The 22,691-nt window shown below is 43.3% G+C and carries 21 protein-coding genes; 17 read left to right on the top strand and 4 right to left on the bottom strand.

Going from position 1 to position 22,691, the window contains the following annotated elements:
• The first annotated feature begins 14 nt into the window (after positions 1-14).
• The 5 genes from RYL27_RS01175 (at position 15) to RYL27_RS01155 (ending at position 6,148) form a co-directional block, all read left to right on the top strand.
• Positions 15-911 (top strand): DMT family transporter, encoded by an 897-nt coding sequence (locus RYL27_RS01175; protein ID WP_314964650.1) that lies wholly within the window; start codon positions 15-17, stop codon positions 909-911.
• A gap of 295 nt (positions 912-1,206) precedes the next feature.
• A complete protein-coding gene (locus RYL27_RS01170) occupies positions 1,207-1,971 on the top strand; it encodes a ParA family protein (protein WP_007158309.1) in 765 nt (254 codons plus the stop codon).
• Positions 1,972-2,136: 165 nt separating this feature from the next.
• Positions 2,137-3,009 carry a ParB/RepB/Spo0J family partition protein gene (locus RYL27_RS01165; protein ID WP_314964646.1) on the top strand — a complete coding sequence of 291 codons (873 nt, stop codon included), beginning with the start codon at positions 2,137-2,139 and terminating at the stop codon, positions 3,007-3,009.
• On the top strand, positions 3,010-3,516 hold the full coding sequence (locus RYL27_RS01160; RefSeq protein WP_304069555.1) for a DUF4446 family protein: 507 nt from the start codon (positions 3,010-3,012) through the stop codon (positions 3,514-3,516).
• Between the two features lie 139 nt (positions 3,517-3,655).
• Complete coding sequence (locus RYL27_RS01155; protein ID WP_314964643.1) at positions 3,656-6,148, top strand: hypothetical protein; 2,493 nt, start codon at positions 3,656-3,658, stop codon at positions 6,146-6,148.
• A 644-nt stretch (positions 6,149-6,792) separates the two neighbouring features.
• Here RYL27_RS01155 and rsmA read toward each other — a convergent pair.
• The gene (gene rsmA / locus RYL27_RS01150; protein ID WP_314964642.1) at positions 6,793-7,692 is read right to left on the bottom strand and encodes a 16S rRNA (adenine(1518)-N(6)/adenine(1519)-N(6))-dimethyltransferase RsmA; all 900 of its coding nucleotides are present in this window, start codon (positions 7,690-7,692) and stop codon (positions 6,793-6,795) included.
• A 123-nt stretch (positions 7,693-7,815) separates the two neighbouring features.
• Here rsmA and relB point away from each other — a divergent pair, with 123 nt between their 5' ends.
• From relB to RYL27_RS01105, 9 genes are all read left to right on the top strand, one after another.
• Complete coding sequence (gene relB / locus RYL27_RS01145; protein WP_007158304.1) at positions 7,816-8,037, top strand: type II toxin-antitoxin system RelB family antitoxin; 222 nt, start codon at positions 7,816-7,818, stop codon at positions 8,035-8,037.
• Positions 8,034-8,309 carry a type II toxin-antitoxin system RelE family toxin gene (locus RYL27_RS01140; RefSeq protein WP_314964640.1) on the top strand — a complete coding sequence of 92 codons (276 nt, stop codon included), beginning with the start codon at positions 8,034-8,036 and terminating at the stop codon, positions 8,307-8,309. The genes relB and RYL27_RS01140 overlap by 4 nt, the downstream gene beginning before the upstream one ends.
• On the top strand, positions 8,299-8,832 hold the full coding sequence (locus RYL27_RS01135) for an NUDIX hydrolase (protein WP_314964638.1): 534 nt from the start codon (positions 8,299-8,301) through the stop codon (positions 8,830-8,832). Before RYL27_RS01140 ends, RYL27_RS01135 begins: the two co-directional genes overlap by 11 nt.
• 157 nt (positions 8,833-8,989) lie before the next feature.
• A complete protein-coding gene (locus RYL27_RS01130) occupies positions 8,990-9,262 on the top strand; it encodes an AbrB/MazE/SpoVT family DNA-binding domain-containing protein (RefSeq protein WP_242650912.1) in 273 nt (90 codons plus the stop codon).
• Entirely contained in the window at positions 9,262-9,666 is a 405-nt protein-coding gene (locus RYL27_RS01125; protein WP_314964636.1) for a putative toxin-antitoxin system toxin component, PIN family, read from the top strand. Before RYL27_RS01130 ends, RYL27_RS01125 begins: the two co-directional genes overlap by 1 nt.
• Positions 9,667-9,838: 172 nt before the next feature.
• Positions 9,839-10,840: a rod shape-determining protein gene (locus RYL27_RS01120; RefSeq protein WP_040649639.1), complete on the top strand. Its 1,002-nt coding sequence runs from the start codon at positions 9,839-9,841 to the stop codon at positions 10,838-10,840.
• Positions 10,824-13,106 (top strand): SF1B family DNA helicase RecD2, encoded by a 2,283-nt coding sequence (gene recD2 / locus RYL27_RS01115; protein WP_442945741.1) that lies wholly within the window; start codon positions 10,824-10,826, stop codon positions 13,104-13,106. Before RYL27_RS01120 ends, recD2 begins: the two co-directional genes overlap by 17 nt.
• 76 nt (positions 13,107-13,182) lie before the next feature.
• Entirely contained in the window at positions 13,183-14,085 is a 903-nt protein-coding gene (locus tag RYL27_RS01110; RefSeq protein WP_314964631.1) for a helix-turn-helix domain-containing protein, read from the top strand.
• 106 nt (positions 14,086-14,191) lie between these two features.
• Complete coding sequence (locus RYL27_RS01105; RefSeq protein ID WP_314964629.1) at positions 14,192-14,917, top strand: ComF family protein; 726 nt, start codon at positions 14,192-14,194, stop codon at positions 14,915-14,917.
• Here RYL27_RS01105 and RYL27_RS01100 read toward each other — a convergent pair whose 3' ends face one another.
• On the bottom strand, positions 14,918-15,841 hold the full coding sequence (locus tag RYL27_RS01100; protein WP_314964627.1) for a LysR family transcriptional regulator: 924 nt from the start codon (positions 15,839-15,841) through the stop codon (positions 14,918-14,920).
• A gap of 344 nt (positions 15,842-16,185) precedes the next feature.
• On the opposite strand from RYL27_RS01100, the gene malQ reads away from it, so the two are divergent.
• Entirely contained in the window at positions 16,186-17,697 is a 1,512-nt protein-coding gene (gene malQ / locus RYL27_RS01095) for a 4-alpha-glucanotransferase (RefSeq protein ID WP_314964625.1), read from the top strand.
• Here malQ and RYL27_RS01090 read toward each other — a convergent pair.
• Together RYL27_RS01090 and RYL27_RS01085 are read right to left on the bottom strand one after the other, a co-directional pair.
• On the bottom strand, positions 17,654-18,373 hold the full coding sequence (locus RYL27_RS01090) for a YggS family pyridoxal phosphate-dependent enzyme (RefSeq protein ID WP_314964624.1): 720 nt from the start codon (positions 18,371-18,373) through the stop codon (positions 17,654-17,656). The two genes, malQ and RYL27_RS01090, sit on opposite strands and share 44 nt — an antisense overlap.
• A 283-nt stretch (positions 18,374-18,656) precedes the next feature.
• A complete protein-coding gene (locus RYL27_RS01085) occupies positions 18,657-19,526 on the bottom strand; it encodes a nitroreductase family protein (protein WP_314964622.1) in 870 nt (289 codons plus the stop codon).
• A 422-nt stretch (positions 19,527-19,948) separates the two neighbouring features.
• On the opposite strand from RYL27_RS01085, the gene RYL27_RS01080 reads away from it, so the two are divergent.
• Both RYL27_RS01080 and RYL27_RS01075 read left to right on the top strand, forming a co-directional pair.
• A complete protein-coding gene (locus tag RYL27_RS01080) occupies positions 19,949-20,494 on the top strand; it encodes an HD domain-containing protein (RefSeq protein WP_314964620.1) in 546 nt (181 codons plus the stop codon).
• A gap of 325 nt (positions 20,495-20,819) precedes the next feature.
• Positions 20,820-22,625: a sulfatase-like hydrolase/transferase gene (locus tag RYL27_RS01075; RefSeq protein ID WP_314964618.1), complete on the top strand. Its 1,806-nt coding sequence runs from the start codon at positions 20,820-20,822 to the stop codon at positions 22,623-22,625.
• The last annotated feature ends 66 nt before the right edge of the window (positions 22,626-22,691 follow it).

The following is a 22,691-nucleotide window of genomic DNA, read 5'->3' as shown; positions in this document are numbered from 1 at the left end:
GAGAGGAAAAGCTTTTGACCGAAAAAAAGCATCCCTATAGGGAGAGAAATAAGGGAATTATTGCTCTTTTGATTACGACTGTGATTTGGAGTTTGGCCTTTATTGCCCAAAGTACCGCAATGGATCAAATCGGTCCCTGCGCCTTTGTGTTTTATCGTCATCTTTTATCCGGTCTATGTTTACTCCCCTTTGCTTTTTTAAAGCCTTGTTCTTCAGAGGAAAAAAGAGCAGGAATTAAGGGAGGATCCCTTACCGGCATTGTGCTGGGCTTGGCCAGTGTGATTCAGCAGTTTGGCGTAAAGGAAACCACCGTGGGAAAGGCAGCTTTTTTAACGGTACTGTATATTATCCTGATTCCGATTTTCGGTTTAGTTATCGGAAAAAAGCCGGAAAAGAAAATCTGGTTTTGTGCAATTCTGGCTTTGGTCGGGGTTTATTTTATCGCGATTAAGGCAGGGACGAAATTCACCATTGGTAGGGGAGATATGTACATCATTCTTTGCTCGGTGCTCTATGCCATACAGATTATGCAGGTGGGGCATTATGTGAAGAAGGTCAATATCAGCTGGTATATGTCCATACAGTTTTTAGCAGGCTCTTTGGTGGGATTACTGGGCTTTATTTTCTTTGAAAAGTTCTCCTTCATGAGTTTGAAGGCAGCCTTCCTTCCCATTGCTTATGCCGGTATTATGTCCGGGGCAGTGGCCTTCACCATGCAAAGCTATGCGCAAAAGAGACTGGAGGATACTCTTGCTTCTCTTCTTATGTCTACCACTGCCATTTATGCGGCGATTTGGGGATGGCTGTTTTTGGGAGAGTCTTTGGGAATTCGGGAAATATTCGGCTGTATCATTATGACCATTGCGGTGGTCTATGCCCAGCTTCCGGAAAAACAGAAGAAAAGAAGCTAGAATTTTTTTATAGAAGAAGGATAGCAACAGAATAGCTGCTAAAAGAGATAGCTTAGCAATGAAATAGATAGAAAAAAGTAGCAGGAAGATAAATTGACAGTAATATAGAGCTGGGCTAAAATGTTTCACGTGAAACAAAAGCGGAAATGGAATACAATTCATAGCAAGCAAGGATATAAATATTCTATACGAATATCCTATACGAAATCTTATACGAATATCTTATACAAATATCTTATACAAATAGCTTGTTATGGAATAGATTAAGGCAGAAAAAGAAAGGCTAAGGGGTCTTATGGCGAAGATTATTACAATTGCAAACCAAAAGGGGGGTGTGGGAAAAACCACCACCGCTGTCAATTTGGCGGCTTCCTTAGCGGAAGCAAAACAGAAAGTTTTGCTTTTGGACTTTGATCCCCAGGGAAATGCGGGAAGCGGAATCGGTATTCGGGAGGAAGAAATCAGCATTTACCGAATTCTTAGCGGAGAGTTTCCCATAGAAAAGGGCATTGTTCGGGAGGCTTTGGAAAATCTGGATTTTATTGCCGCAGACAGGAATCTTTCCGCCATGGATGCAGAGCTTGCAGAGGAGGAAAATAAAAACTTCTTATTAAAGGAAGCTCTGGAGAATATCCAAAAGGACTATGATTATATCTTTATTGATTGTCCTCCCAGCCTTGGTACCCTTACGGTAAATGCTTTAACGGCTTCTCACTCCGTCCTGATTCCCATTCAGTGCGAATACTATGCATTGGAAGGACTTAGCCAAATGACGGATACCATTTCCATGGTAAAGGACGCCTTGAATCCGGATTTAACAATCGAGGGAATTTTATTTACTATGTATGACAGCAGAAATCTTCTGTCTCAGGAGGTGGTAAAAGCGGTGCAGGAGCATTTTTCGGATCCTATTTTTAAGACGATTATTCCCAGAAATGTTCGTCTGGCGGAGGCTCCCAGCCACGGTCTTCCTATCTCCCTTTACGACAACAGCTCTACAGGGGCGGAGGCCTACAGAAAGCTTGCAGCGGAGATTCTGGAAAAGGACATAGCGTATTAAAAGCATGCTGCGGGGATTTTGGAAAAGGATGTAGCTGACTAAAAGCTTATAGTTGAGATTTTCGCAAAGAATATCATTTACTAAAATTTAGAAAAATCGGAAAAGCAGGAAAGAACATAAGCTTAAACATAAATTTCAGCCGGATAGAGAAAGGAAGGGAAGAACATGGCAAAGCATGGTTTGGGAAGAGGGGTGGATACCCTTTTTGCCGGAAAGAAGGATGGACGGGAGAAGAAAGAGGAGCAGGCAATGGTGAAGCTTTCTTTGATTCAAGCCAATCCAAAGCAGCCCAGAAAACAATTTTCCCAGGAAGAGCTGGAGGAACTTTCTCAGAGCATTAAGCAATTCGGTGTTTTACAACCCTTACTGGTAAAAAAGGAAGGCCCTCTCTATGAAATTATTGCCGGAGAAAGAAGATTTCGGGCGGCAAAGATGGCCGGTCTTACGGAAATTCCCGTATTGATTCGGGACTATGATGAAAAGCTCAGTAAGGAAGTAGCCATCATTGAAAATATCCAAAGAGAAGACTTAAATGCGGTGGAGGAAGCCATGGCTTACCAAAGCCTGCTGACGGAATATCATTTGAGTCAGGAGGAGCTGGCGGAAAGGGTGGCGAAGAAGCGTTCTACCATTGCCAACAGCCTTCGACTTTTAAAGCTTGAGGAAGAGATTTTAGAATATCTTCGTCAGAATCTTTTGTCCGAGGGACATGCCAGAGCACTGCTTTCCGTGGAAAATACAGAGAAAAGACTTTCTCTTGCCAAGGAATGTGTAGAGAAAAAATGGAGTGTCCGGGAAATGGAAAGACGGGCCAAGGAAGAAAAAGCTCCGATGGAAAAGCAAGACAAGCCCAAGAAATTAAGCTCTCAGTGGAAAACCATTGTTCACGGCTTGGAAGAGAAGATGAAGGAGCATTTGGGGACAAAGGTGACAATTACCGCCAAGAACGAGGATAAGGGTAAGGTGGAAATCGAATATTACTCCAAGGAGGATTTGGATAGGATCACCCGGATTTTAGAAGGAAGGGGAGAAGAATAAATGGAAGTATTGCTACAACATGGTAAATTGGTTTTCGTACTGGTTTCCACATTAATTTCGCTCATTTCTCTCTTTTTCGCTCTGAAGGCAGAGGCCAAGTATAAAAAGCTTTATCGCCAGTATGATTATTTTATGCGGGGGAAGGATGCGGAAACTCTGGAGGATTATTTTATCGAGCTGCAGAGACATGTGGAAAAGCTGGAGGACCTGGAAGAAGAACAGCGGGAAATGCTTAAGATTTTGCATAAGAATATCAGACGTTCCTTCCAAAAATGGGGTATCGTTCGCTATAATGCTTATGGCGGTATGGGAGGAAATCTCTCCTTTGCCCTAGCGATTTTGAATTATGATAACAGCGGCTTTATCTTTAATTCTGTTCATGCCAAAGAAGGGGGCTTCCTCTATATTAAAGAGGTGGAGGAAGGCAGCACTTCCGTGGAGCTTGGAGCGGAGGAAAAGCTGGCTCTGGAAGAGGCCTTAGGCTATAGGAAGAAGCCCCAGACTTAGGAAAGATTCAGAGGTAGGAAAAAGCCCCAGACTTAGAAAAGATTCAGAGATAGGAAAAAGCCCCGGACTTAGGAAAGATTCAGAGATAGAAAAAAGCCTTAGGGCATAGGAAGACCGGATTAGGAAGAAGGGTTAAACTTTGTTAAAACGACTAGGCGAAAGTAAACAGAAGTTTTGGAATAAAAGAAGAAGCAGAGCTTTGGTATTGGGCGGCATTTTTTTTGTCGCTCTGCTTTTTTATTTCTTCCATTCTTATCGTTCCATGGATCAAAACAATAGAATTTATGCCAACATGGGAAAAAGCAAATTACCGGTGCTTCATGTGCTTTCCTCCGGAAAAGAAATCAATCCTCTCTACGGCTATTTGCAGGAAATGGATGATGTCTTTGTGCGGGACAGCCTGACCTTACTTCCGGAAAACCGGCAGTGTGAGTTGATTTTGGAGGAGGGAAAGTCCGCCCCTAAGTCTGTGCATTATGATATTCGTTCCCTGGATGGGACGGAGCTTTTGGAAAAGGACCAGGAAGGAAGCTTACAGGAGGAAGGGGGAAGGGTACACATTATCCTTCCTATCCAAAACTTGATGAAGGAAGGAAAGGAGTACCTTCTTCGTCTACGACTGGACCTGGGAGAAAGCAGCGTCTATTACTATACCCGCGTTTTACTGGGGAAGGAGGATATGGGACAGGAAGTTCTGAGTCTTGCGGAGGATTTTACCAGAAAGAGCTTTTCCAAATCGGAGGCCAAGAGCCTTAGCACTTATCTGGAAAGTGATGATACCATGGATAACAGTTCTCTTGCCCATGTGAATCTGCATTCCTCCTTCCAGCAGATAACCTGGGGAGACAGCGGCATGGAAATGGACGGGGAGCCGGAGATTCGTTTGAAGGAGCTGGACGGTACCATGGCATTAGTGCAAATCCAGTATGCCTCCAGAGCCACGGATCAGGACGGTAATGTGCACCGTTTCTTTAATGAAGATAACTATGTGATGCGATATGATCCCCAAAGAATTTTCCTGATGGACTTTGACCGAAGAACCAAGGAGCTTTTTGACGGACAGAATTATCGTTACAAGGATAAAAAGATTTTACTGGGTGTGGGGGAAAAGAGCGATATTGAGGCCCTGCAATCCGCTACTAAAAATTTCTATGCCTTTACCGATAAGAATACCCTTTACCGTGCCGACGGGGAGGGAAAGGGCAATATGAACCGGATTTTCTCCTATTACGAGGGGGAGAAGTCGGTGGAGAAGGAGAGCTTTACCCACGGCATTCATATTTTGAGTGTGGACACCAACGGGGATGTGGATTTTCTGGTATACGGCTATATTCGAAGAGGTCGACACGAGGGCTATACCGGCATTGTCTTTTATACCTATGACAATTCGGAAAATACGGTGGTGGAGAATTTCTTCCTGCCTCTAAAGGCCAGTAAGGAAAAGCTGGAGGAAAATATTCAAAATCTTTCCTACTATGCGGACAATAGGATGTTCTACATTTTCTTTGCCGGCAGTATCTATGGGGTGGACACCAACAGCTTCGAGGTCATTACGCTGGCTACCGGACTTTCGGAAAATGATTTTGCCTCCAGTAGCAGTAAGCAATTTATTGCTTACGGAGAAAAGAACAATGACGGAGAATTGCACAGAGAAATTGCCTTTAGAAATCTCCACGGAGATAAGAATTTGAGCATTTCCGAAGATGGAAAACGACTGAAGGTAATCGGCTTTCTGGGGGAGGATTTCCTCTACGGCTTACAGGATAGTGATAAGGATCAGATTTGGAATCCTCAGGGAGAAGTGCCGGTATCGGAGATTCGCATAGTTGGGGAAGACATGAAAACCAAGCTTTCCTACAAAAAGGATGGCCTGTATTTTGCAAATTTCAGTCTGGAAGGAAATCAGCTTCGATTTGATGAATACCAGCTGCAGGACGGGGAATATCAGTATGTGGGGAAGGACAGTTTGCTTTCCAACAAAGAAATCAAAGATGAAAGAAAGATTGCCTTGGAATCCAAGGTTCTGGGAAATATCGGAAAACTGCAGTACCTTCCCATGGTAGGTAAGGCGGTTAGCCAGTTTAGTCTGCATTACCCGGAAAAGTTCTCTATTGAAAAGGCAGGCTCTATTGAGCTTCCGGGAGAAACCAAGGAAGAGAATATACTTTTCTCCGCCTATAGCCTGGGGCATTATCAGGGAGAGTTCTCCACCATGGAGGCGGCCTATAAGAAGATTTATGACCAGTTCGGTTATGTGGTGGATCAGAAGGAGCGGATTGTTTGGAATAGAACAGACCGTCCCAATACCGCTAACCTGAAGATTCAGGAAGAGGCAATCAGCAATTTTGTTTCCCAAATCCCGGAGCTTCGAAGAGCTATGGACTATGATAACGGCGTGCTTCTAAATCTTTATGGTATGGATCTGCACGCTGCCCTCTACTATGTGGGCAAGGGCTATCCTCTGATGATTCGTATGGAGGATCAATGGGAGTTAATCAGCGGCTACAACAATAGCTTTATTACGGTATATACCCTAGGAGGAAGCAGCATACCCAGAAACATCAGTAGAGAAGAAGCTATCGCCAGATATGAGAAGGTGCATAATGCTTTTTACGGATATTTGAAGAAGTAGATCTAAAAGGGCTGTGAAAATCAAAATAGTCAAGCTTTCGTATATGCATTAATAGGTCTAAAACCGGAGCACGCTCTCGCTAACTTCGCCATCGCAGGGGTACTAAGCGAAAAACAGCATTACATTTGTTTTTCGCAAGTACCCGCGGGCTCAGATTACCCCGCTTTCAGACCTATTATGCATATACGCTGTTCTTTTGTTTTACAACCCCTTTTATATCTCTTTGCGAAAAACTATTTTGAATGGGTAGGATGAAAAAAGGAGCTGTAAAATCAAAATAGTAAAGAATTTTCGGCAATATAGGTCTGAATATGGGGTAGTCTGAGCCTGATACTTGCGAAAGGCCGGCGAAGTGAAGGACTGTAAAATCAATAATTGAATCGAATGATACAGTGTGGGGCTATAATAAGGGCAATCTGAGCCCGTCGGTACTTGCGAAAACACAGGTACTGTGTTTTTCGCTTAGTATCCGCTACGTGGCGAGGTTAGCGGGAGCGTGCCCGATTTCATATCCATACAGCTTCGAAGCGTAGCCTTTTATCATTCTACAGTCCTGTACTGCGAAGGCGAGGCTAGCGAGAGCATGCCCCAATTCAGACCTATATTGCTTAGAAAATTTTTTTGATTTTATAGCTCCTTCTTACTTACTCGCAAAACCTGCAAAATACGGACTTTTGTTTTTCCCTCCACTCCGGGTCCAGGTTATCACTGATTTCCGCAAACTCATCCAAGCTAAGAGTCTCTCCTCTTACATTTTCCGGATAGGAAAGGGCGGAGAGTACGCTTTTAATTACTTCCTTATCCAGGGAAAGACCGGCGGACAGGGCGTTCACCAAAGTCTTCCGTCTTTGCATAAAGGAAGCCTTAATGGTCTTAAAGAGATACTCCGGATTTTCACATTCGACAGGGGATTCCTTGTAAATGGAGAGGTGAATCACCATAGAGCTTACCTTTGGACGAGGAATAAAGCAGTGAGGGGGAACCTCCTGCACAATCTCCGGCTTACTATAGTACTGCACCGCAAGAGATAAAGCGCCGTAGTCCTTGGTACCGGGACCAGCCTGCATTCTCTCCGCCACCTCCTTTTGTACCATGACGGTGATGGAGCTTAGGGGAAGTTTCTTTTCCAGCAAGGAGAGTAAAATGGGGGTGGTAATATAATAGGGAAGATTCGCCACAACCTTAACGGAGGAAAAGCTTGGATACTCCTTTAGTAGCTCCGTAAAGTCCACCTTCAAAACATCCTGATGTAGGAGGCGGAAATTCTCCTTGCCGGCAAGATTCTCCTCTAAAATAGGAATCAGCTTATCATCAATTTCAATGGCAATCACCTGTCCTGCATGCTCACAAAGGGATTCCGTTAAGGTTCCGATTCCGGGACCGATCTCAATCACCAAATCCTCTTTCTGAATCTTGGCATGAGAAATAATATGATCCAATACGGATGCATCAATTAAAAAATTCTGACCGAATTGCTTCTTGAACTGGAAGTTCGTCCTTTGCAATACCGCAATGGTCTCTTTGGAATCTACAAGCTTTGCCATCTTTATACCCCCTAATTTTTCTATGTAAAATCTTGCCATATTTTCTCTTGGAAAGCAAGAAGTGGAAATTGACGTATTATCCAATATATAATACAATGTATTACACATGAAAGGAGAGATGGGATGACGATTTCTTTAAGGTTAAATGAAGCAGACTCTATGCTTTTCAAAAAATATGCGGAAATGAATGGAATTAGTGTTTCGGAATTGCTTAGACGCTCAGTTCTTGAACATATTGAAGAGGAATATGATTTACAGGCCTATAAAGAGGCCATAGCAGAATATAGGGAAAATCCTATTACCTATACTCTTGATGAGGTGGAGAAAGAGCTGGGCTTAGGATGAGTTTTAGGGTTGTGTTTTCCGATAAGGCATTAAAGCAGATGAAAAAGCTGGATAAGTACACAGCTTCTCTTATTGTTGCTTGGCTTAGAAAGAACTTAGAAGGCTGTGAAGATCCCAGGAAACATGGAAAGGGCTTAACAGCTAATAGAAGCGGACAATGGAGATATAGAGTAGGGGATTATAGAATCATTGCGGAAATTCAGGAGGATAAAGTAATTGTTCTGGTATTGGGGATAGGGCATAGGAGGGATATTTATCAAAATGATATCTAAGGAAAGTAAATTGAACCTAAGGCTACAGGATAGGGAATTTCCCTTTGAATATATTGACCATGACAGAGAGATTGCCCGGGGCATTGTTTTTGATGAAGAGAAGAATTTCTATTTTGTGAGAATTCATAGGGATGATTCTTTCGGAAAAGCCACCTTGATTGAAACTTCCGGTGGCGGAGTGGAAAAGGGAGAAAGCTTAGAGACGGCTATCAAAAGAGAGCTAAAGGAAGAGCTGGGTGCCGAGGTGGAAATCCTCCAAGAAATTGGGATAGTCAGTGATTATTACAACCATGTTCATCGGCACAACATTAACCATTATTTTTTGTGTAAAGTCCGTGCCTTTGGGGAAAAGAATTTGATGCCCTATGAAATCCGAGACTTTCACATGGAAACCTTGAAGCTAAGCTATGAAGAAGCCATAAAGGAATATGAAAAATGCAGTAATACAAAGCTGGGAAGGCTGATTGCCCAAAGGGAAGTTCCGGTTTTGAAAGAGGTCAAGAAAATGCTTTCAATACATTAGCTATTTAAAATTACAAAACATTTGCCAAATAGAAAATATTCAATATAATAGAAAGTAGGGATTTCCCTACTTTCTATTATATTGAAAGAAGGAATTAAGTATAAAAAAGTATATTTAGATTTAGAACTATATTTATGAAATAATGGGGGTGCTTTTGATGATGAATCAAACTTTTATTGATAATGCAAAGGTTATGGCAAAAGGACAAGTAACAATTCCAAAGGATATTAGAGAAATTTTAGGGGTTTCTTGCGGTGATAGAATTACATTTGTTGTGGAAAATGGAAGCGTAAGACTTATTAATTCTGCAGTTTATGCTATGCAGATACTCCAGGCTCAAATGGAAGGAGAAGCTGAAAATACTGATTTATCTACAGATGAGGCTATTATGGATCTTGTAAAAGATGTTCGTGCAGAAAGTGTAGAATAATGAAAATTCTTATTGATACAAATATATTGATATCTGCTGCGTTAAGTAGCAAGGGAGTTCCCTATCAAGCATTTGTAAAAGCAGTTAGTTATCCTAATCATGGACTACTTTGTGAACAAAACATTGACGAAATGCGTCGTATTTTTAATAGAAAATTTCCTCATAAAATCCAGGCGTTAGAGGGTTTCCTATCTCTAGCATTATTAACGTTGGAGGTTGTATCAATTCCTATTAAGGAAAATGAGCTGGAATCCCAGATACGAGATGTGAATGACCGACCAATACTTAGAGCGGCTATTCATGCAGGAGTGGATATATTATTGACAGGTGATAAAGATTTTCTGGAATCCGGGATTTTAAATCCTAAGATTATGACGGCAGCAGAATTTGTAAAAGAATTTTAGTGTATAGAGAAGAAATGGGAAAAAGTATAGTTTTGTTAGTCCTATAAAAAGAAAAATAGTGGAATAGAAACTTCAAAAATATTAAAAAAATATCTGTCTAAGACTACTTTCCCTTTCTTTTTCAATCCGTTATACTATAAAAGATATATTGTGGCTATTTATGGAGGAATTTATGTTTTCCTTGATTTCAAATGATATCGGAATCGACTTGGGAACATCCAGTATTCTGATTTATATAAAGGGTAGAGGTGTCGTGCTGAAAGAGCCCTCTGTTATTGCGGTAAATAAAGAAAATGATGAAGTGGTAGCCTTTGGCGAGGATGCCCGTCTTATGCTGGGAAGAACTCCGGACAATATTTCCGCTGTCCGTCCTCTTCGTCAGGGCGTGATTTCCAATTACACCAGAACCGAGCAGATGCTGAAGTACTTTATCAATAAGGCTGTAGGAAGAAGAACCCTGAGAAAGCCCAGAATCTGCGTTTGCATTCCCAGCGGAGCAACAGAGGTGGAGAAGAAGGCAGTACAGGATGCAGCCAGCCATGCAGGAGCCAGAGAGGTAAGCATTATCGAGGAGCCGGTGGCAGCAGCAATCGGTGCAGGGATCGACATATACAAGCCCCAGGGAAATATGATTATCGATATCGGCGGAGGAACCTCCGACATTGCGGTGATTGCGCTAGGCGGCCCTGTGGTTTCCGAGTCCATTAAGGTGGCCGGAGATGATTTTGATGAGGCCATTCTCCGCTATATGAGAAAGAAACATAACCTTCTTATTGGAGAAAGAACTGCCGAGGAAATGAAGGTCAATATCGGCTGTGCCAGCAAGAGACCGGAAAATGTGACCATGGAGGTTCGTGGACGAAATCTGGTTACGGCTCTGCCAAAGACGGTAGTAGTAAGCTCTGATGAGCTTTTGGATGCCCTCCTGGAGCCGGCTACCATGATTGTCAATGCGGTACATCATGTACTGGAAAGAACACCGCCGGAGCTTGCGGCGGATATCTATGAGCGCGGAATCGTAATGACCGGAGGGGGAGCCCTTCTTTACGGTTTAGATAAGCTGATGCAGGAAAAGACCGGAATCACCACCATGCTGGCAGAGGATCCTCTTACAGCGGTGGCAATCGGAACAGGAAAGTCCATTGATTTAAGCAACGATGATGATGACTTCTAGTCTGGAAGAAATAGAAGGAAATGTATCCCATATCGTTTTTCGCAGCGAGGAAACGGGATACACCGTGTGTAGCATTACGGATAAGGGAGAAGAGTTCACTTTGGTGGGAAGCTTCTCCCATATTTCTGTGTCCGAAAAGATTAAGGCCAAGGGACGCTGGAAGGAACATCCGGTATACGGAAAGCAGTTCAGCGTGGAGGAGTATCAGCTGGAGGTTCCGGACAGTCTTTTTGGCATTGAACAATATTTGGCTTCGGGAGCCATTAAGGGAATCGGGAAGGCCATTGCCGCCCGAATTGTAAAAAAATTTAAGGAAGACAGCCTACGGATTATGGAGGAGGAGCCGGAGCGCCTTGCGGAAATTCACGGCATTTCCATGCAAAAGGCCATGGATATTGCTACGAACCTTTCCGGCCAGCGGGAGCAGCAGGACATTTTCCTCCTTTTACAGGGCTATGGCATCAGCCTAAATCTCTCCTATAAGATTTATCAGCATTTTCAAGGGGAAACCCTGCAGGTTTTACAGGAAAATCCCTACCGTATTGCGGAGGAGCTGGAGGGAGTAGGCTTTAAGAAATGTGATGAGCTGGCGAAAAAGGTGGGAGTGGAGAAAGAATCACCCTTCCGTATGCGAGCCGGCATCAACTATACCCTCTTACAGGGAGAGTGGCATGGACATTGCTACCTTCCTTTTTCGATTTTAAAAAGAGAGGCGGAGCGAATTTTGGAGATGCCTCTGGAGGACTTGGAAGAGCAGCTTCTGGAGCTGCAACTGCAAGGAAAGGTGAAGGTCAAGGGGGAAAATGTCTACCGGGCCAGTACCTATTATCGGGAAATGCGGGTGGCCTCCCGGCTTTTACAGTTAAATGTGGAAGAGGAAGAGGCCCATGTGGATTCCTGGGAAAAGGCCATAGATAAGCTTTTGGACAGGGAAAAAATCACCCTGGATCCTCTCCAAAGAAAGGCGGTAAGCCTTGCGGCCTCCTCCGGTGTCTTGGTGATTACCGGAGGGCCGGGAACGGGAAAGACCACTACTATCAAAACCATCTTACAGATCTTTACCGGACAGGGAAAGAGCATTGCTTTGGCTGCCCCCACCGGAAGAGCGGCGAAACGAATGGGAGAAGCCACGGACTATCCGGCAAAAACCCTGCACCGGCTTTTGGAATACATGGGCCGGGAGGATCAGGAGCAGGAGGATCGGGATTTTTCCCTGTTCCAAAGAAACGAAGAAAACCCTCTGGAATATGATGTGCTGATTGTGGATGAAATGAGTATGGTGGATCTGTATTTAATGGATGCCCTGCTTCGTGCCGTTCCCGTGGGCTGTCGTTTGATTTTGGTGGGGGACAGTGAACAGCTTCCCTCCGTGGGCGCGGGAAATGTGTTGAAGGATATTATTGCCTCTCAATGCATGAAAACCATTTCCCTGAAGAAGATTTTCCGGCAGGCCATGGAGTCGGATATTGTAGTCAATGCCCATAAAATCAACCAGGGCATTGAACCGGATCTGGGAAAGAAATCCAGGGACTTTTTCTTTATTCGGGGGCAGGAGCCGAAGCAGATTCTGGAAAATATCGCCATTTTGATGAAGGAGAAGCTGCCCAAATATCTTTCTACCGAGCCTCTTTCCATTCAGGTAATGTCCCCTCAGAAAAAGGGACTTTTGGGAGTGGAAAATCTGAATCGTTTTTTACAGGAACGCTTGAACCCTCCCGGAAAGAACAAGCCGGAATATGAGGGAAGCGGCAACATTTTCCGACTGGGAGACAAGGTCATGCAGATTAAAAATGACTACCAGCTGGCTTGGGAAATTCCCGGAAACTTTAACCTGCCTATAGAAAGTGGAGAGGGTGTTTTTAACGGGGATATCGGAAAGATAACGGAAATCAATGCCTACCAAAAGACGGTAACGGTGTTCTTTGAGGAGAGAAAGGTGGTCTATAACTTTCAGGATTTGGAAAATCTGGAGCTGGCCTATGCCATTACCATTCATAAATCCCAGGGCTCGGAATATCCGGCGGTACTGCTTCCCATGTACCCGGGACCGAAAATGCTGATGACCAGAAATATTCTTTACACCGCCATTACCAGAGCTAAGTCCTGTGTCTGCCTTTTGGGGCATCCCAAGGTCTTTCTGGAAATGCTTCATAACGAGCAGGAACTGAAACGCTACTCCGGTTTGGCGAAACAATTACAGGATATCGGAGAAAGCTTTTCCGCCGCTTTTTCTATGGAGGGAGGAAATCCATTTTCAGAGGAATAGGAGGAAATTCTACTTTTAAGAGCTGTGATTTCTCTTACCTATGGGATACTATCACATCATAGGAAAGGGGGACTGTATGGATCTTGTTAAAATCGGAAAGTATATTGCGGGAAAAAGAAAGAATTTGGGGCTGACCCAAAAGCAGCTTGCCGAGAAAATAGGCATGAGCGATAAGTCTGTTTCCAAGTGGGAGCGAGGCATTTGCCTTCCGGATGTATCGCTTTATTTTGACCTTTGTTCCCTTTTAGGCATTAGTATTAACGAGTTTTTAGCCGGCGAAGATATTGTCCATGAGAATATCGAAAAGAAGTCGGAAGAAAATATCATCAGTGTTGTTACAGACAGTAAGCGCAAACAAAAAAGCTTGAAGTATATCATTTGTGCATTGCTGATTCTTTCCATCGTTACGACTGCGGTAATTGCTACTTCCCTATATCGTGGCTACAGACCGATGAACTTTATTACACCGATGGCCGAGAATAGTGTAGAAATGCAGACGGTGAATCTGATTGCCGGGCCGGACGGGGCAGATGCTTTTAAATTTACGACAACGGATCGGTATGCCGGAATCAAGATTTATTATTCAGAATATCATAAGGGAAAACTGTTAAGGAAAGAACCTGTAGAGATTGGCTTTGAGGGTATGGATTCCCCGAAAAATGGAGGCATTATCATCGTTCCGGATTATGACCATGCAGTAATAAAGCTTGTGGTTTGGACAGATGCGGAAGCTAAGGCCTCTATAAACTTGCCTCTTATGGAAGGAGTAGAGGGAAGAGAATACTATATCAGATCACAAATTCGAATAGAGGGAAAACCGGAAATCCTTTATGATATGGAAGACGTATTGCTGGCATGGGTATATGATAAGGATGAGATAAAGATTCAGAATCTTCATGAATTGCTCTTAGGAAAAACCGATGCCTTCTCCGATAATGAGTATATCTATCTTTTCTCTTATGAATTTTATAAAAAATAAGCAATTTGCATGTATTTAAGATGAATGTATTGGCATCAGTCCGAAAGTATAGGAATAAGTCAGAGAGGATTGTTATTAGTTCAGAAGATAGAGGATAGGAGGAAATATGAGAAAAAAGGAAGACTGGAAAGAAGCCATCATCAATGCCCTCTTTCCTCCTCGCTGCATCCTTTGTGATGAGCTTACGGAAAGCGGAAAAGAAGAAATCTGCCCTGCCTGCAAGGCTTACGAGAAAATCATGGAGGAGCCAATCTGTAAAAAATGTGGCAGGGGAATTTTATTGGAAACGGAGGAGTACTGCGGAAACTGTAAAAGACACGGCTTTTCCTTTTCTACCGGTATGATGCTGTATGAGCTGACGGAGGAAGTGGAGGATGCTTTAGTGCTTCTAAAGTATAAGGGCAGAAGGGATAAGGGCATCTTTTTTGGCAAAAAGGCAGGAGAGGTTTTTGGGGCAAAGATAAAAGAATTGGGAATTCAGGCTATTATTCCTGTGCCGGTTCATCCCAACAGAAGAAGGGAAAGAGGCTATAACCAGGCAGAGGTCATTGGAGAAAGTCTGGCAAAGGTCTGCGGCATCCCTCTGGCTTCAGAGTATTTGCAGAGAGTAAAGAAAACCAAAGCCTTAAAGGACTGTAGCCCGGAGGAACGTTTATTAAATCTCTTGGAAGCCATTCACTGTGAAGCATTACCCTTCGACCTAAAACGGGTGCTTTTGGTGGACGATATCTTTACCACAGGAGCCACCATGGAGGCCTGTAGCAGAAAGCTCCTAGAAGCCGGAGCGGAGGAAGTGCATATTCTTTCCATAGCAGGAAGGGTAGAGCGATAGTTAGAATGACTCTTCCTCGGAGAAGGAAGCCCAATATTCCTCCGCTAGGGAAATCAGCTCCACCAGGGCCTTCGTCAAGGGCTTATCTTTCCGATATACTGCCACCGCATTCATTTTCGGATGTGTCTTACAGGGAATCAGGCGGATACTGTCCGGCACATGGGCGCGGTTATTACTGCTGATAAAGGAGCAGTAATCCGAAGATTCCACCAGAGCCATCTGGTAATGGATTCCTTCCACATCCATAGGCACATAGGGGTCAATGCCTGCATCTTCGAAGGCCATTTCCGCAACGGATCGTTCTGTAGAATCCTTGGGTGCCAGCACAAAGGGAAGCTCGGAAAGCTTAGCCAAATCAATTTCAGTAATTTCGCCCTCTTCTTCCAAAACCTCTAACAAAGGATGATTTTTGGCAATGGCTAAAAGCAGTTCGACTTTTCCCAACAGCTTATATTCCATACGATAGCTTTGCTTGTCTCCCATGAGGACAATGCCTAAATCAATGGTGCCGTTTTTCACCAATTCCTGTGCTTTTAAGCCCTTCATAGAGGTAAATTGTAATTTTACATTGGGATGGTATTCATGGAATTTCTGGAAAATGTAGCACATCATATAGTCTCCCTGAAGTCCTGAGGCTCCGATGGCGATTTCTTCGTTATGAAGCTGGCTTAGCTCTGCAATCTTGGCATAGCAGTCCTTCTTCATATTCATCATTTTCCGGGCGGTTTCCACATAGATTCTGCCCGCCTCCGTGACACTACATTCATTTCCCTTACGGACAAAGAGCTTTGTGCCCAGCTCCCGCTCCAGATTTAAAAGCTGTAAATTCAAAGCCGGCTGGGAGATAAAAAGTCGTTCTGCCGCCCTGCTGATATTTTTTTCCTCTGCAATTCTTAGGATATGTTCTAATTTCTTTAAGTCCATGCTGTCTGTGTTACTCCTTTGTTTTAGAGGGATTTCATTTAAATTTATGTCCTCAAAATTGATTTGAGAAGCTTTTTCCGTTTTATACTTTTTAAAATCCCCTATGCAGTCTTGTAAAGGTATATCGGCGAAAAAGAAAAGCCTATCAATCTCATTTTATTTGACAGATTCCATAGTTCCATGTAAAGTGAAAAAAATTTAAATGCAATTTTGTTTTGTTACAGGGGAAACTAGCAGAGAAAACAAACTCAGCTTTTTTAGATATATACTGTATAATAACGCCGAAATAAAATAGAGCATTTATTACTGCAAAGCATTAAGTCCTTTGAAAGGAGAAAAAATAAATGAAAAACAGAGAAGCAGGGGTATTACTTCCCTTATTTTCCTTATCGGGAGAAGAGGGAATCGGAACCATGGGAAAGGAAGCCAGAGCATTTGTAGACTTTTTGGCGGAGACGGGAAACCGGGTTTGGCAGATTCTTCCCATGGGGCCTACAGGTTACGGGGACTCCCCCTACCAGTCCTTTTCCGCCTTTGCGGGAAATCCGTACTTTATTGATTTGGAAATGCTGAAAGAGGAAGGTCTGTTGGAAGAGGCGGATCTGGAAAAGGAACGCTTTAAGGAATCCAAAGAGAAGATTTCCTATGGATTATTATATGAGCTAAAGCACAAAATCCTCCGAAAGGCCTATGAAAACTGGCTTTCCAAGGGGGGAAATCTTTCTGAGCTTTTGGCGGGAAGAACTAAGGAAAATTTTGATTACTGCCTTTTTATGGCCTTAAAGGACTTTTTCAACGGTATCCCCTGGCTTTCCTTTGAAAAGCCCTATCGGGATAAGGATCAGGCCACTATAGAGAAGTTTTTGGAGGAGCATAAGCAGGAGGTAGGCTATTATGCCTTTTTGCAAATGCAGTATGACAGGCAGTGGCAGGCTCTTTTAGCCTATGCCCATGAGAAGGATGTCTTGATTTTTGGAGATATTCCCATTTACTGCGCCATGGACAGTGCGGATGCCTGGGGAAATCGAGCTTTGTTCCAGTTTGATGAAACCGGATACCCCTCTTCCGTGGCAGGTGTTCCACCCGATGCCTTTTCCGAGACCGGACAGCTCTGGGGAAATCCTTTGTACGACTGGGAGAAGCACAAGGCGGAAGGCTACGCCTGGTGGTGTAAGCGGATGGAATATTGCTTGAATCAATTTGACCTGCTGCGAGTAGATCATTTCCGTGGCTTCGAGTCCTATTATGCGGTAGAGTATGGTGCGGAAACCGCCATGGTGGGAGAGTGGAGAGAAGGACCGGGCTTTGGTCTTTTTCAGGCGATTCAGAAGCATTTTCAGAAGGAAGAACTGCCGATTATTGCAGAAGACCTGGGAGTAATCACCAAGGAAGTGGAAGAGCTGATTGCAAAAACCGGTTTTCCCGGCATGAAGATTTTGCAGTTTGCATTTTCCGACTTTGAAAATGTCTACCTGCCCCATATGTTAAAGGATAGTAATTCCGTGTATTATACCGGAACTCATGATAACGATACCTTGAGAAACTGGTTTGAAACCCTGTCAGATTGGGAGAGGAGCAATGTATACCATTACCTTTCCCGCTCCCAAAATGACTGGAATGCAATGACAGAGCTTTTGATTAAGACTGCCCTTTCCAGCATTTCCTATTTATGCATAATTCCTGCAGGAGATTATCTGGAATGCGGAGCAGAGGGAAGAATCAATGCGCCGGGAACTGCGGAAGGAAACTGGCAGTGGCGTCTTCCGGAAAATGCTTTTAACGAAGAAAAGAAGGCTGTGATTTCGGACTTGCTTAGGACTTATGGGCGTTTCCATAGTCCCGTGCCCCAAAAATAAAGGAGCCGACACGAACCATGGTAGCCCCTTCTTCGACGGCTACTTCATAATCTCCGCTCATCCCCATGGAAAGTTCCTTAAGGGGAAGGGCGGGGAATTTTTTTTGCATATTTGTTAAGAGATTTTTTAATGCCCGAAAATGAACCCGGTTCTCCTCCGGATTCGCCGTAAAGGGAGCAACGGTCATCAAACCGCAGAGCTTGACATGGGGGAGGGATTTACATTCCTCCAAAGCCTGCTCCACCTCTTCTAAAAAGAAGCCGGACTTACTTTCCTCCCTGGCCACATTGACTTCCAATAAAACGGAGGCAATTTCCTCTTTCTTGGCGTATTCCTTTTCCACCTCTAAAGCCAAAGGAAGGGAGTCAATAGAATGAATCATCTTTACCTTCCCGGGAAGATATTTTACCTTGTTCTTTTGGAGAGAACCAATCATATGAAAAGAAGGAGCTTCCTTTTGTAAAAGGGCGTCCTCCTGCAAGAGAGCAAACTTATCCCGAATTTCCTGTACCTTGTTCTCTCCAAAGTCCCGAATACCATAGCTATAGGCTTCCTGCACAGCAGCGTAGGGTTTTGTTTTGGAAACCCCTATGAGCAGTACCTCCTCCGGCTTTCTTCCGGACCTTTCACATGCCTTACGAATATTTTCCCGAACAATCTGAATCTCTTTTTCCATAGGAGCTTCCTTTCTATTAAAGACATATATACAGATAGCTCTATTATAAAAGCTTTTTAGAGAAAGGACTATAGAAAAAGAGAAGTTAAGCCGCGACTCATAATTAGTGCAAGCAAAGTTAAGTTGTGACTTATAACTTCAGTGCAAGCAAAATTAAGTTGTGACTTATAACTCCAGTGCAAGCAAAATTAAGTTGTGACTTATAACTCCAGTGCAAGCAAAGTTGAGTTGCGATTCGTAACTCCAGCGCAAGCGAAGTGCAGCGCTTTCAAGTCTGAGCGATTTAGAACAAGCGGTATGTTCCCACTACGAAATATTCCTCCGGAACCTTCCACTCAGGCTTCTTCTCTACGGTGCCTACGGTCCAGCTATCCGGCTTATGGAAGTGGGCGGTAAGAACGGTATGGAAGTAAAACATAACGATACCGTCATTTAAATACCGATCTTCCCTGGTGATATGCTTAACCTCCCGATCCAGAAGATAGAGCATATTGTCCTCTATTAAGAAACGATAGGTCTGGCGATTCAATGCAGCCGGTGCAAGACTTGAGGCATAAAAGGCCTTTTCCCAGTTCGGATCCATGGCATCCTCGGCAAAATCACAGCTCTGTCCGAAAACAGACTGGGAAACCAGTTCAACCATGGCTATCTTAGGTGCAATATGTCCTTTGATTTTCTCCATGCGTACATCGGATCTGGACTTAATATCGATACGATTGCTGTCCTTCTCCGGATTACCGTGTCCAAAGCTAATGCAGGTGGTAACCGTAAGGGGAGAACTAATATTTAAAGCGGTTTTTACCGCCTTTGCTTCGTTAATCGATAAAAAGCAGGTATTTAACTTCAGTTCTGTAAGCTTCAACTCCAACTGTGCAGCCAGATAGCCTACATGGATGTAGCCTTCTTCGCTGTCCTCTCCTAAAAGTAAGATATAGTTAGGGGCAAAAAAAGCATTTCCCATATAGCCTACGATGCCTTCCAAACGAGGACCGGCTTCCTTTCCCAGTAAAAGAATCTCAGTCTTCTGCTCCGGAATAAGGGGAGACAGCTCCTTCATATACTGCCGTACCTGCTCCAGCAACTTTTCATCTACCTTCTTATCCTTATAGCTACGGATGGAACTCCGTTCTTTAATGAGCTCTCTCCACTTCATAATGTACCCTCTCTTTCTCCTGAATCAGTGATTTTTTCCAGACTCTTCCTATAAAAATAGGAGAGTTTTTCTAAATAGACCAAAGCTATTTTATCATAAGTACGGGAAAAGCTCTAAGAGAACTTTGTATTTCTCTATTTTTCATTGTAGAAAGTCCTGATGGATATTTGTAGAAAACGGAGAGACGAAGAGAAGAATGATATTCTTTTTGTGGAAAGCGGTGCAAAGAGGGAAAGTCATTTATGATATTTGCAGAGAAGGGAGTAAGAAGAGAAGCCTTATGCATCTCCGCTTCCGCGCCGAAATATGGGGTGTAGATTTCCTACTCTTTTTTTAAAATTCTCGAAAGAGTATTGCAGTAGCATGGGGGAAAGAGTATAGTAATAACGTTTCTTAATTTTAAATAGATAGAAAGGGAACAGATGGATTTAAAGAAAGAACAGCTTGAATTTATTCAGCAGTTTAAAGAAATTACGGAAAATAAGGAATATTGTAAGTTAAAGGCGGTGCCTCGGCATGGAAGTACAAATACCTTCGACCATAGTGTTCGAGTAGCTTATATGGCGTATCATTTGGCAAAAAGCTGGGGCATGGATGCAGACAGCGCTGCCAGAATCGGTTTCCTTCATGATTTTTGTATGATTGACTATCATAAGGATGACGGTACCACCCATAACGGACGTTGGTACTGCTTTTATCATCCGGAGGATGCGGTGGAGAACTCCGAAGCACAGAATTTTGCTTTAACGGAGACAGAGAAGAGAGCGATTTTAACCCATATGTTCCCTCTTTCTACCCGTATTCCCAACAGCAAGATAGCCTATTTATTGACTTTATCCGACAAGACCGTAGCCCTGCAGGAGTCTTGGCAAAATGCGGTGGATGCCTTTGCCAGATTCAGAGAGATCTTGCATCTTTCTCCCAAGAAGGCACCGGTTTATGTACGGAATAGAGAAGATGAAGAATAAAATTTTTCGGAGATTTTTCTCTTACTATAAAAATGGAGCGACTTTCGGTTTTCGAGGTCGTTCTATTTTTTTATTTTCTCTAATGGATCCATATTTTCGACTTTTTTATAGCCCATATTCAAATTTTTCCCGATGACTCTCTTTTTGATTCGCGGCTTTATGCTATACCCTTGTGCTAAATAGGGAAAAGTTGTATTTTTATTTCTGGACAAAAGCTTTTATACGCATAGAGAAATATTATATTGTCGGATAACAATTCTATCGGCAAAAGAATACTATACAGCAAGAAGATTATTTGCTTCCTGCGTGAGAAGGTGAATATTTCATGGAACAAAATAAGGACAACAAAAAATCAATAGGGAAAGTGCTCCTTCCCTATCTTTTATTATTTCTGCTGGGATTATGCTGCCTGTTTCGCTTGTCCTATCTTTTTTTGGTCAGCAACTGGGAAGAGCTTACGGTAGATGAGATTCTCTTTCATGTTTTCGCTCCTATGGGTGGAGCCAACGGACATCTGGTACAGCTTTTTATTACCACAGCCTTGGCCCCGGCCATTCTTTTATGGCTATCCCTCTCTGTATTTTATTATTTTTTCTACCAAAAGCAAAAGATACGAATTTTCCTTCCCAAAATCAAGAAGGCCTTCCTGCCTCTATGCGGTTTTTTCAGCATTTTCTTTGTGGCAGTGACCATTGCAGAAGCTTGGGACGGGATATCTCTTGGTTCCTTTTTAAGCTCCCAATTTCAATCCTCCAAGTTTATTGAAGAGCATTATGTGGATCCAAAAAATGTGGACTTGAAATTTCCGGAGAAGAAAAGAAATCTTATCTATATTTACATGGAATCCACGGAGCTTACCTTTATGGACAAGGAGCACGGCGGAGATTTTCCGGAAAATCTTCTGCCCGAATTGATGGCTTTGGGCGAAGAGGGAGAGGACTTTGCCGGAGAGGGAGAAAAAAGGAATGGGGGCATTGCCCTTCCCGGAGCCACCTGGACCATGGGAGCGATTTTCGGAGAGAGCACCGGTCTTCCTTTGAAAATCTCCATTGAGCAAAATTCCATGGATAGCCAAAAGCATTTTTTCCCTTCTGTAACCGCCCTGGGCGATATTCTGGAAGAGGAAGGCTACAATCAAAAATTCCTCTTAGGCTCTGTAGGCTATTTTGGCGGAAGAGAGCTTTTCATGGAGGATCATGGAAACGTAGCCGTGGAGGATTTTTCCTATTGGAAGAGAAAAGGCAAATTTCCCAGAAACTATTGGGTGAACTGGGGCTTTGAGGATGAGAAGCTTTTTCTGTACGCGAAGGAAGAATTGGAAAATATGGGGAAGGCGGAACAACCCTTTAATCTGACCTTGCTTACAGTGGATACTCATTTTCCGGATGGTTATGTGTGCAGACTTTGCGAAAGAAAGCACCCGAAAAATCAGTATGCGGATGTGTACCAATGTACATCCCGGCAGGTATCCAACTTTGTTCACTGGGTACAGCAGCAGCCTTTTTATGAAAATACAACCATAGTCATTTCCGGGGATCACCCCACCATGGATCACGATTTCTGTAATGGTGTGGAAAAAAGCTATCAAAGAAAGGTTTTCACCACCTATCTCAATGCCGTTCCCACCGTGGAAGAAAAGAAATATCGGGAATACAGTACCTTTGACGACTTCCCCACCACTTTGGCAGCCATGGGGGTAGAAATTCCGGGAGATAAGCTGGGACTGGGCAGAAATTTATTTTCCACAACCCCAACCCTTATAGAAGAATACGGATTAAAGCATGTAAAAAAAGAACTGGAAAAACGTTCCGACTTTATGATTTCTCTGGGAAAGATTGATAAAGAATCCGCTTTTATCAAAAAAGAAGAAAAGAAAAAGGAAAAAGAGGAGAAGAAAAAGAAGGAGGTGGCTGAAAAGGCTAAGGCAGAGCAAAGCAAAAAAAAAAGAAACGCAGAGGAAGTGATGAATGGTAAGCATTATCCGAAATCGCTTTCGCGCAGTATAGCTTGTAACAGGGGCACGCTCCCGCTAACCTCGCCTCGCAGGGGTTCTAAGCTTTTAAAAAACAAAAGCCAAGAACCCGCGGGCTCAGATTGCCCCTTATTACAAGCTATACTGCTCGAAAGCTGATGGATACTCGCCTTGCTAAGATCACTTCTTCTGTATTTCTTTTAAAATTTATGCTTAGCGTGTAGG

The sequence above is a fragment of the Oribacterium sinus genome (assembly GCF_963537195.1).
Lineage (GTDB): Bacteria > Bacillota > Clostridia > Lachnospirales > Lachnospiraceae > Oribacterium > Oribacterium sinus_A.
This window is presented reverse-complemented; position numbering and strand designations above follow the sequence as displayed.

Bases quoted from the DNA above. Each gene is read 5' to 3' on its own strand.
- RYL27_RS01075 (WP_314964618.1), top strand. From the start codon at position 20,820: ATGGAACAAAATAAGGACAACAAAAAATCAATAGGGAAAGTGCTCCTT.
- RYL27_RS01120 (WP_040649639.1), top strand. From the start codon at position 9,839: ATGTTTTCCTTGATTTCAAATGATATCGGAATCGACTTGGGAACATCC.
- malQ (WP_314964625.1), top strand. From the start codon at position 16,186: ATGAAAAACAGAGAAGCAGGGGTATTACTTCCCTTATTTTCCTTATCG.
- RYL27_RS01080 (WP_314964620.1), top strand. From the start codon at position 19,949: ATGGATTTAAAGAAAGAACAGCTTGAATTTATTCAGCAGTTTAAAGAA.
- RYL27_RS01105 (WP_314964629.1), top strand. From the start codon at position 14,192: ATGAGAAAAAAGGAAGACTGGAAAGAAGCCATCATCAATGCCCTCTTT.
- RYL27_RS01170 (WP_007158309.1), top strand. From the start codon at position 1,207: ATGGCGAAGATTATTACAATTGCAAACCAAAAGGGGGGTGTGGGAAAA.
- RYL27_RS01100 (WP_314964627.1), bottom strand. From the start codon at position 15,841: ATGGACTTAAAGAAATTAGAACATATCCTAAGAATTGCAGAGGAAAAA.
- RYL27_RS01140 (WP_314964640.1), top strand. From the start codon at position 8,034: ATGAGTTTTAGGGTTGTGTTTTCCGATAAGGCATTAAAGCAGATGAAA.
- RYL27_RS01160 (WP_304069555.1), top strand. From the start codon at position 3,010: ATGGAAGTATTGCTACAACATGGTAAATTGGTTTTCGTACTGGTTTCC.
- RYL27_RS01110 (WP_314964631.1), top strand. From the start codon at position 13,183: ATGGATCTTGTTAAAATCGGAAAGTATATTGCGGGAAAAAGAAAGAAT.
- relB (WP_007158304.1), top strand. From the start codon at position 7,816: ATGACGATTTCTTTAAGGTTAAATGAAGCAGACTCTATGCTTTTCAAA.
- RYL27_RS01085 (WP_314964622.1), bottom strand. From the start codon at position 19,526: ATGAAGTGGAGAGAGCTCATTAAAGAACGGAGTTCCATCCGTAGCTAT.
- RYL27_RS01130 (WP_242650912.1), top strand. From the start codon at position 8,990: ATGATGAATCAAACTTTTATTGATAATGCAAAGGTTATGGCAAAAGGA.
- RYL27_RS01165 (WP_314964646.1), top strand. From the start codon at position 2,137: ATGGCAAAGCATGGTTTGGGAAGAGGGGTGGATACCCTTTTTGCCGGA.
- recD2 (WP_442945741.1), top strand. From the start codon at position 10,824: ATGATGATGACTTCTAGTCTGGAAGAAATAGAAGGAAATGTATCCCAT.
- RYL27_RS01135 (WP_314964638.1), top strand. From the start codon at position 8,299: ATGATATCTAAGGAAAGTAAATTGAACCTAAGGCTACAGGATAGGGAA.
- RYL27_RS01090 (WP_314964624.1), bottom strand. From the start codon at position 18,373: ATGGAAAAAGAGATTCAGATTGTTCGGGAAAATATTCGTAAGGCATGT.
- rsmA (WP_314964642.1), bottom strand. From the start codon at position 7,692: ATGGCAAAGCTTGTAGATTCCAAAGAGACCATTGCGGTATTGCAAAGG.
- RYL27_RS01125 (WP_314964636.1), top strand. From the start codon at position 9,262: ATGAAAATTCTTATTGATACAAATATATTGATATCTGCTGCGTTAAGT.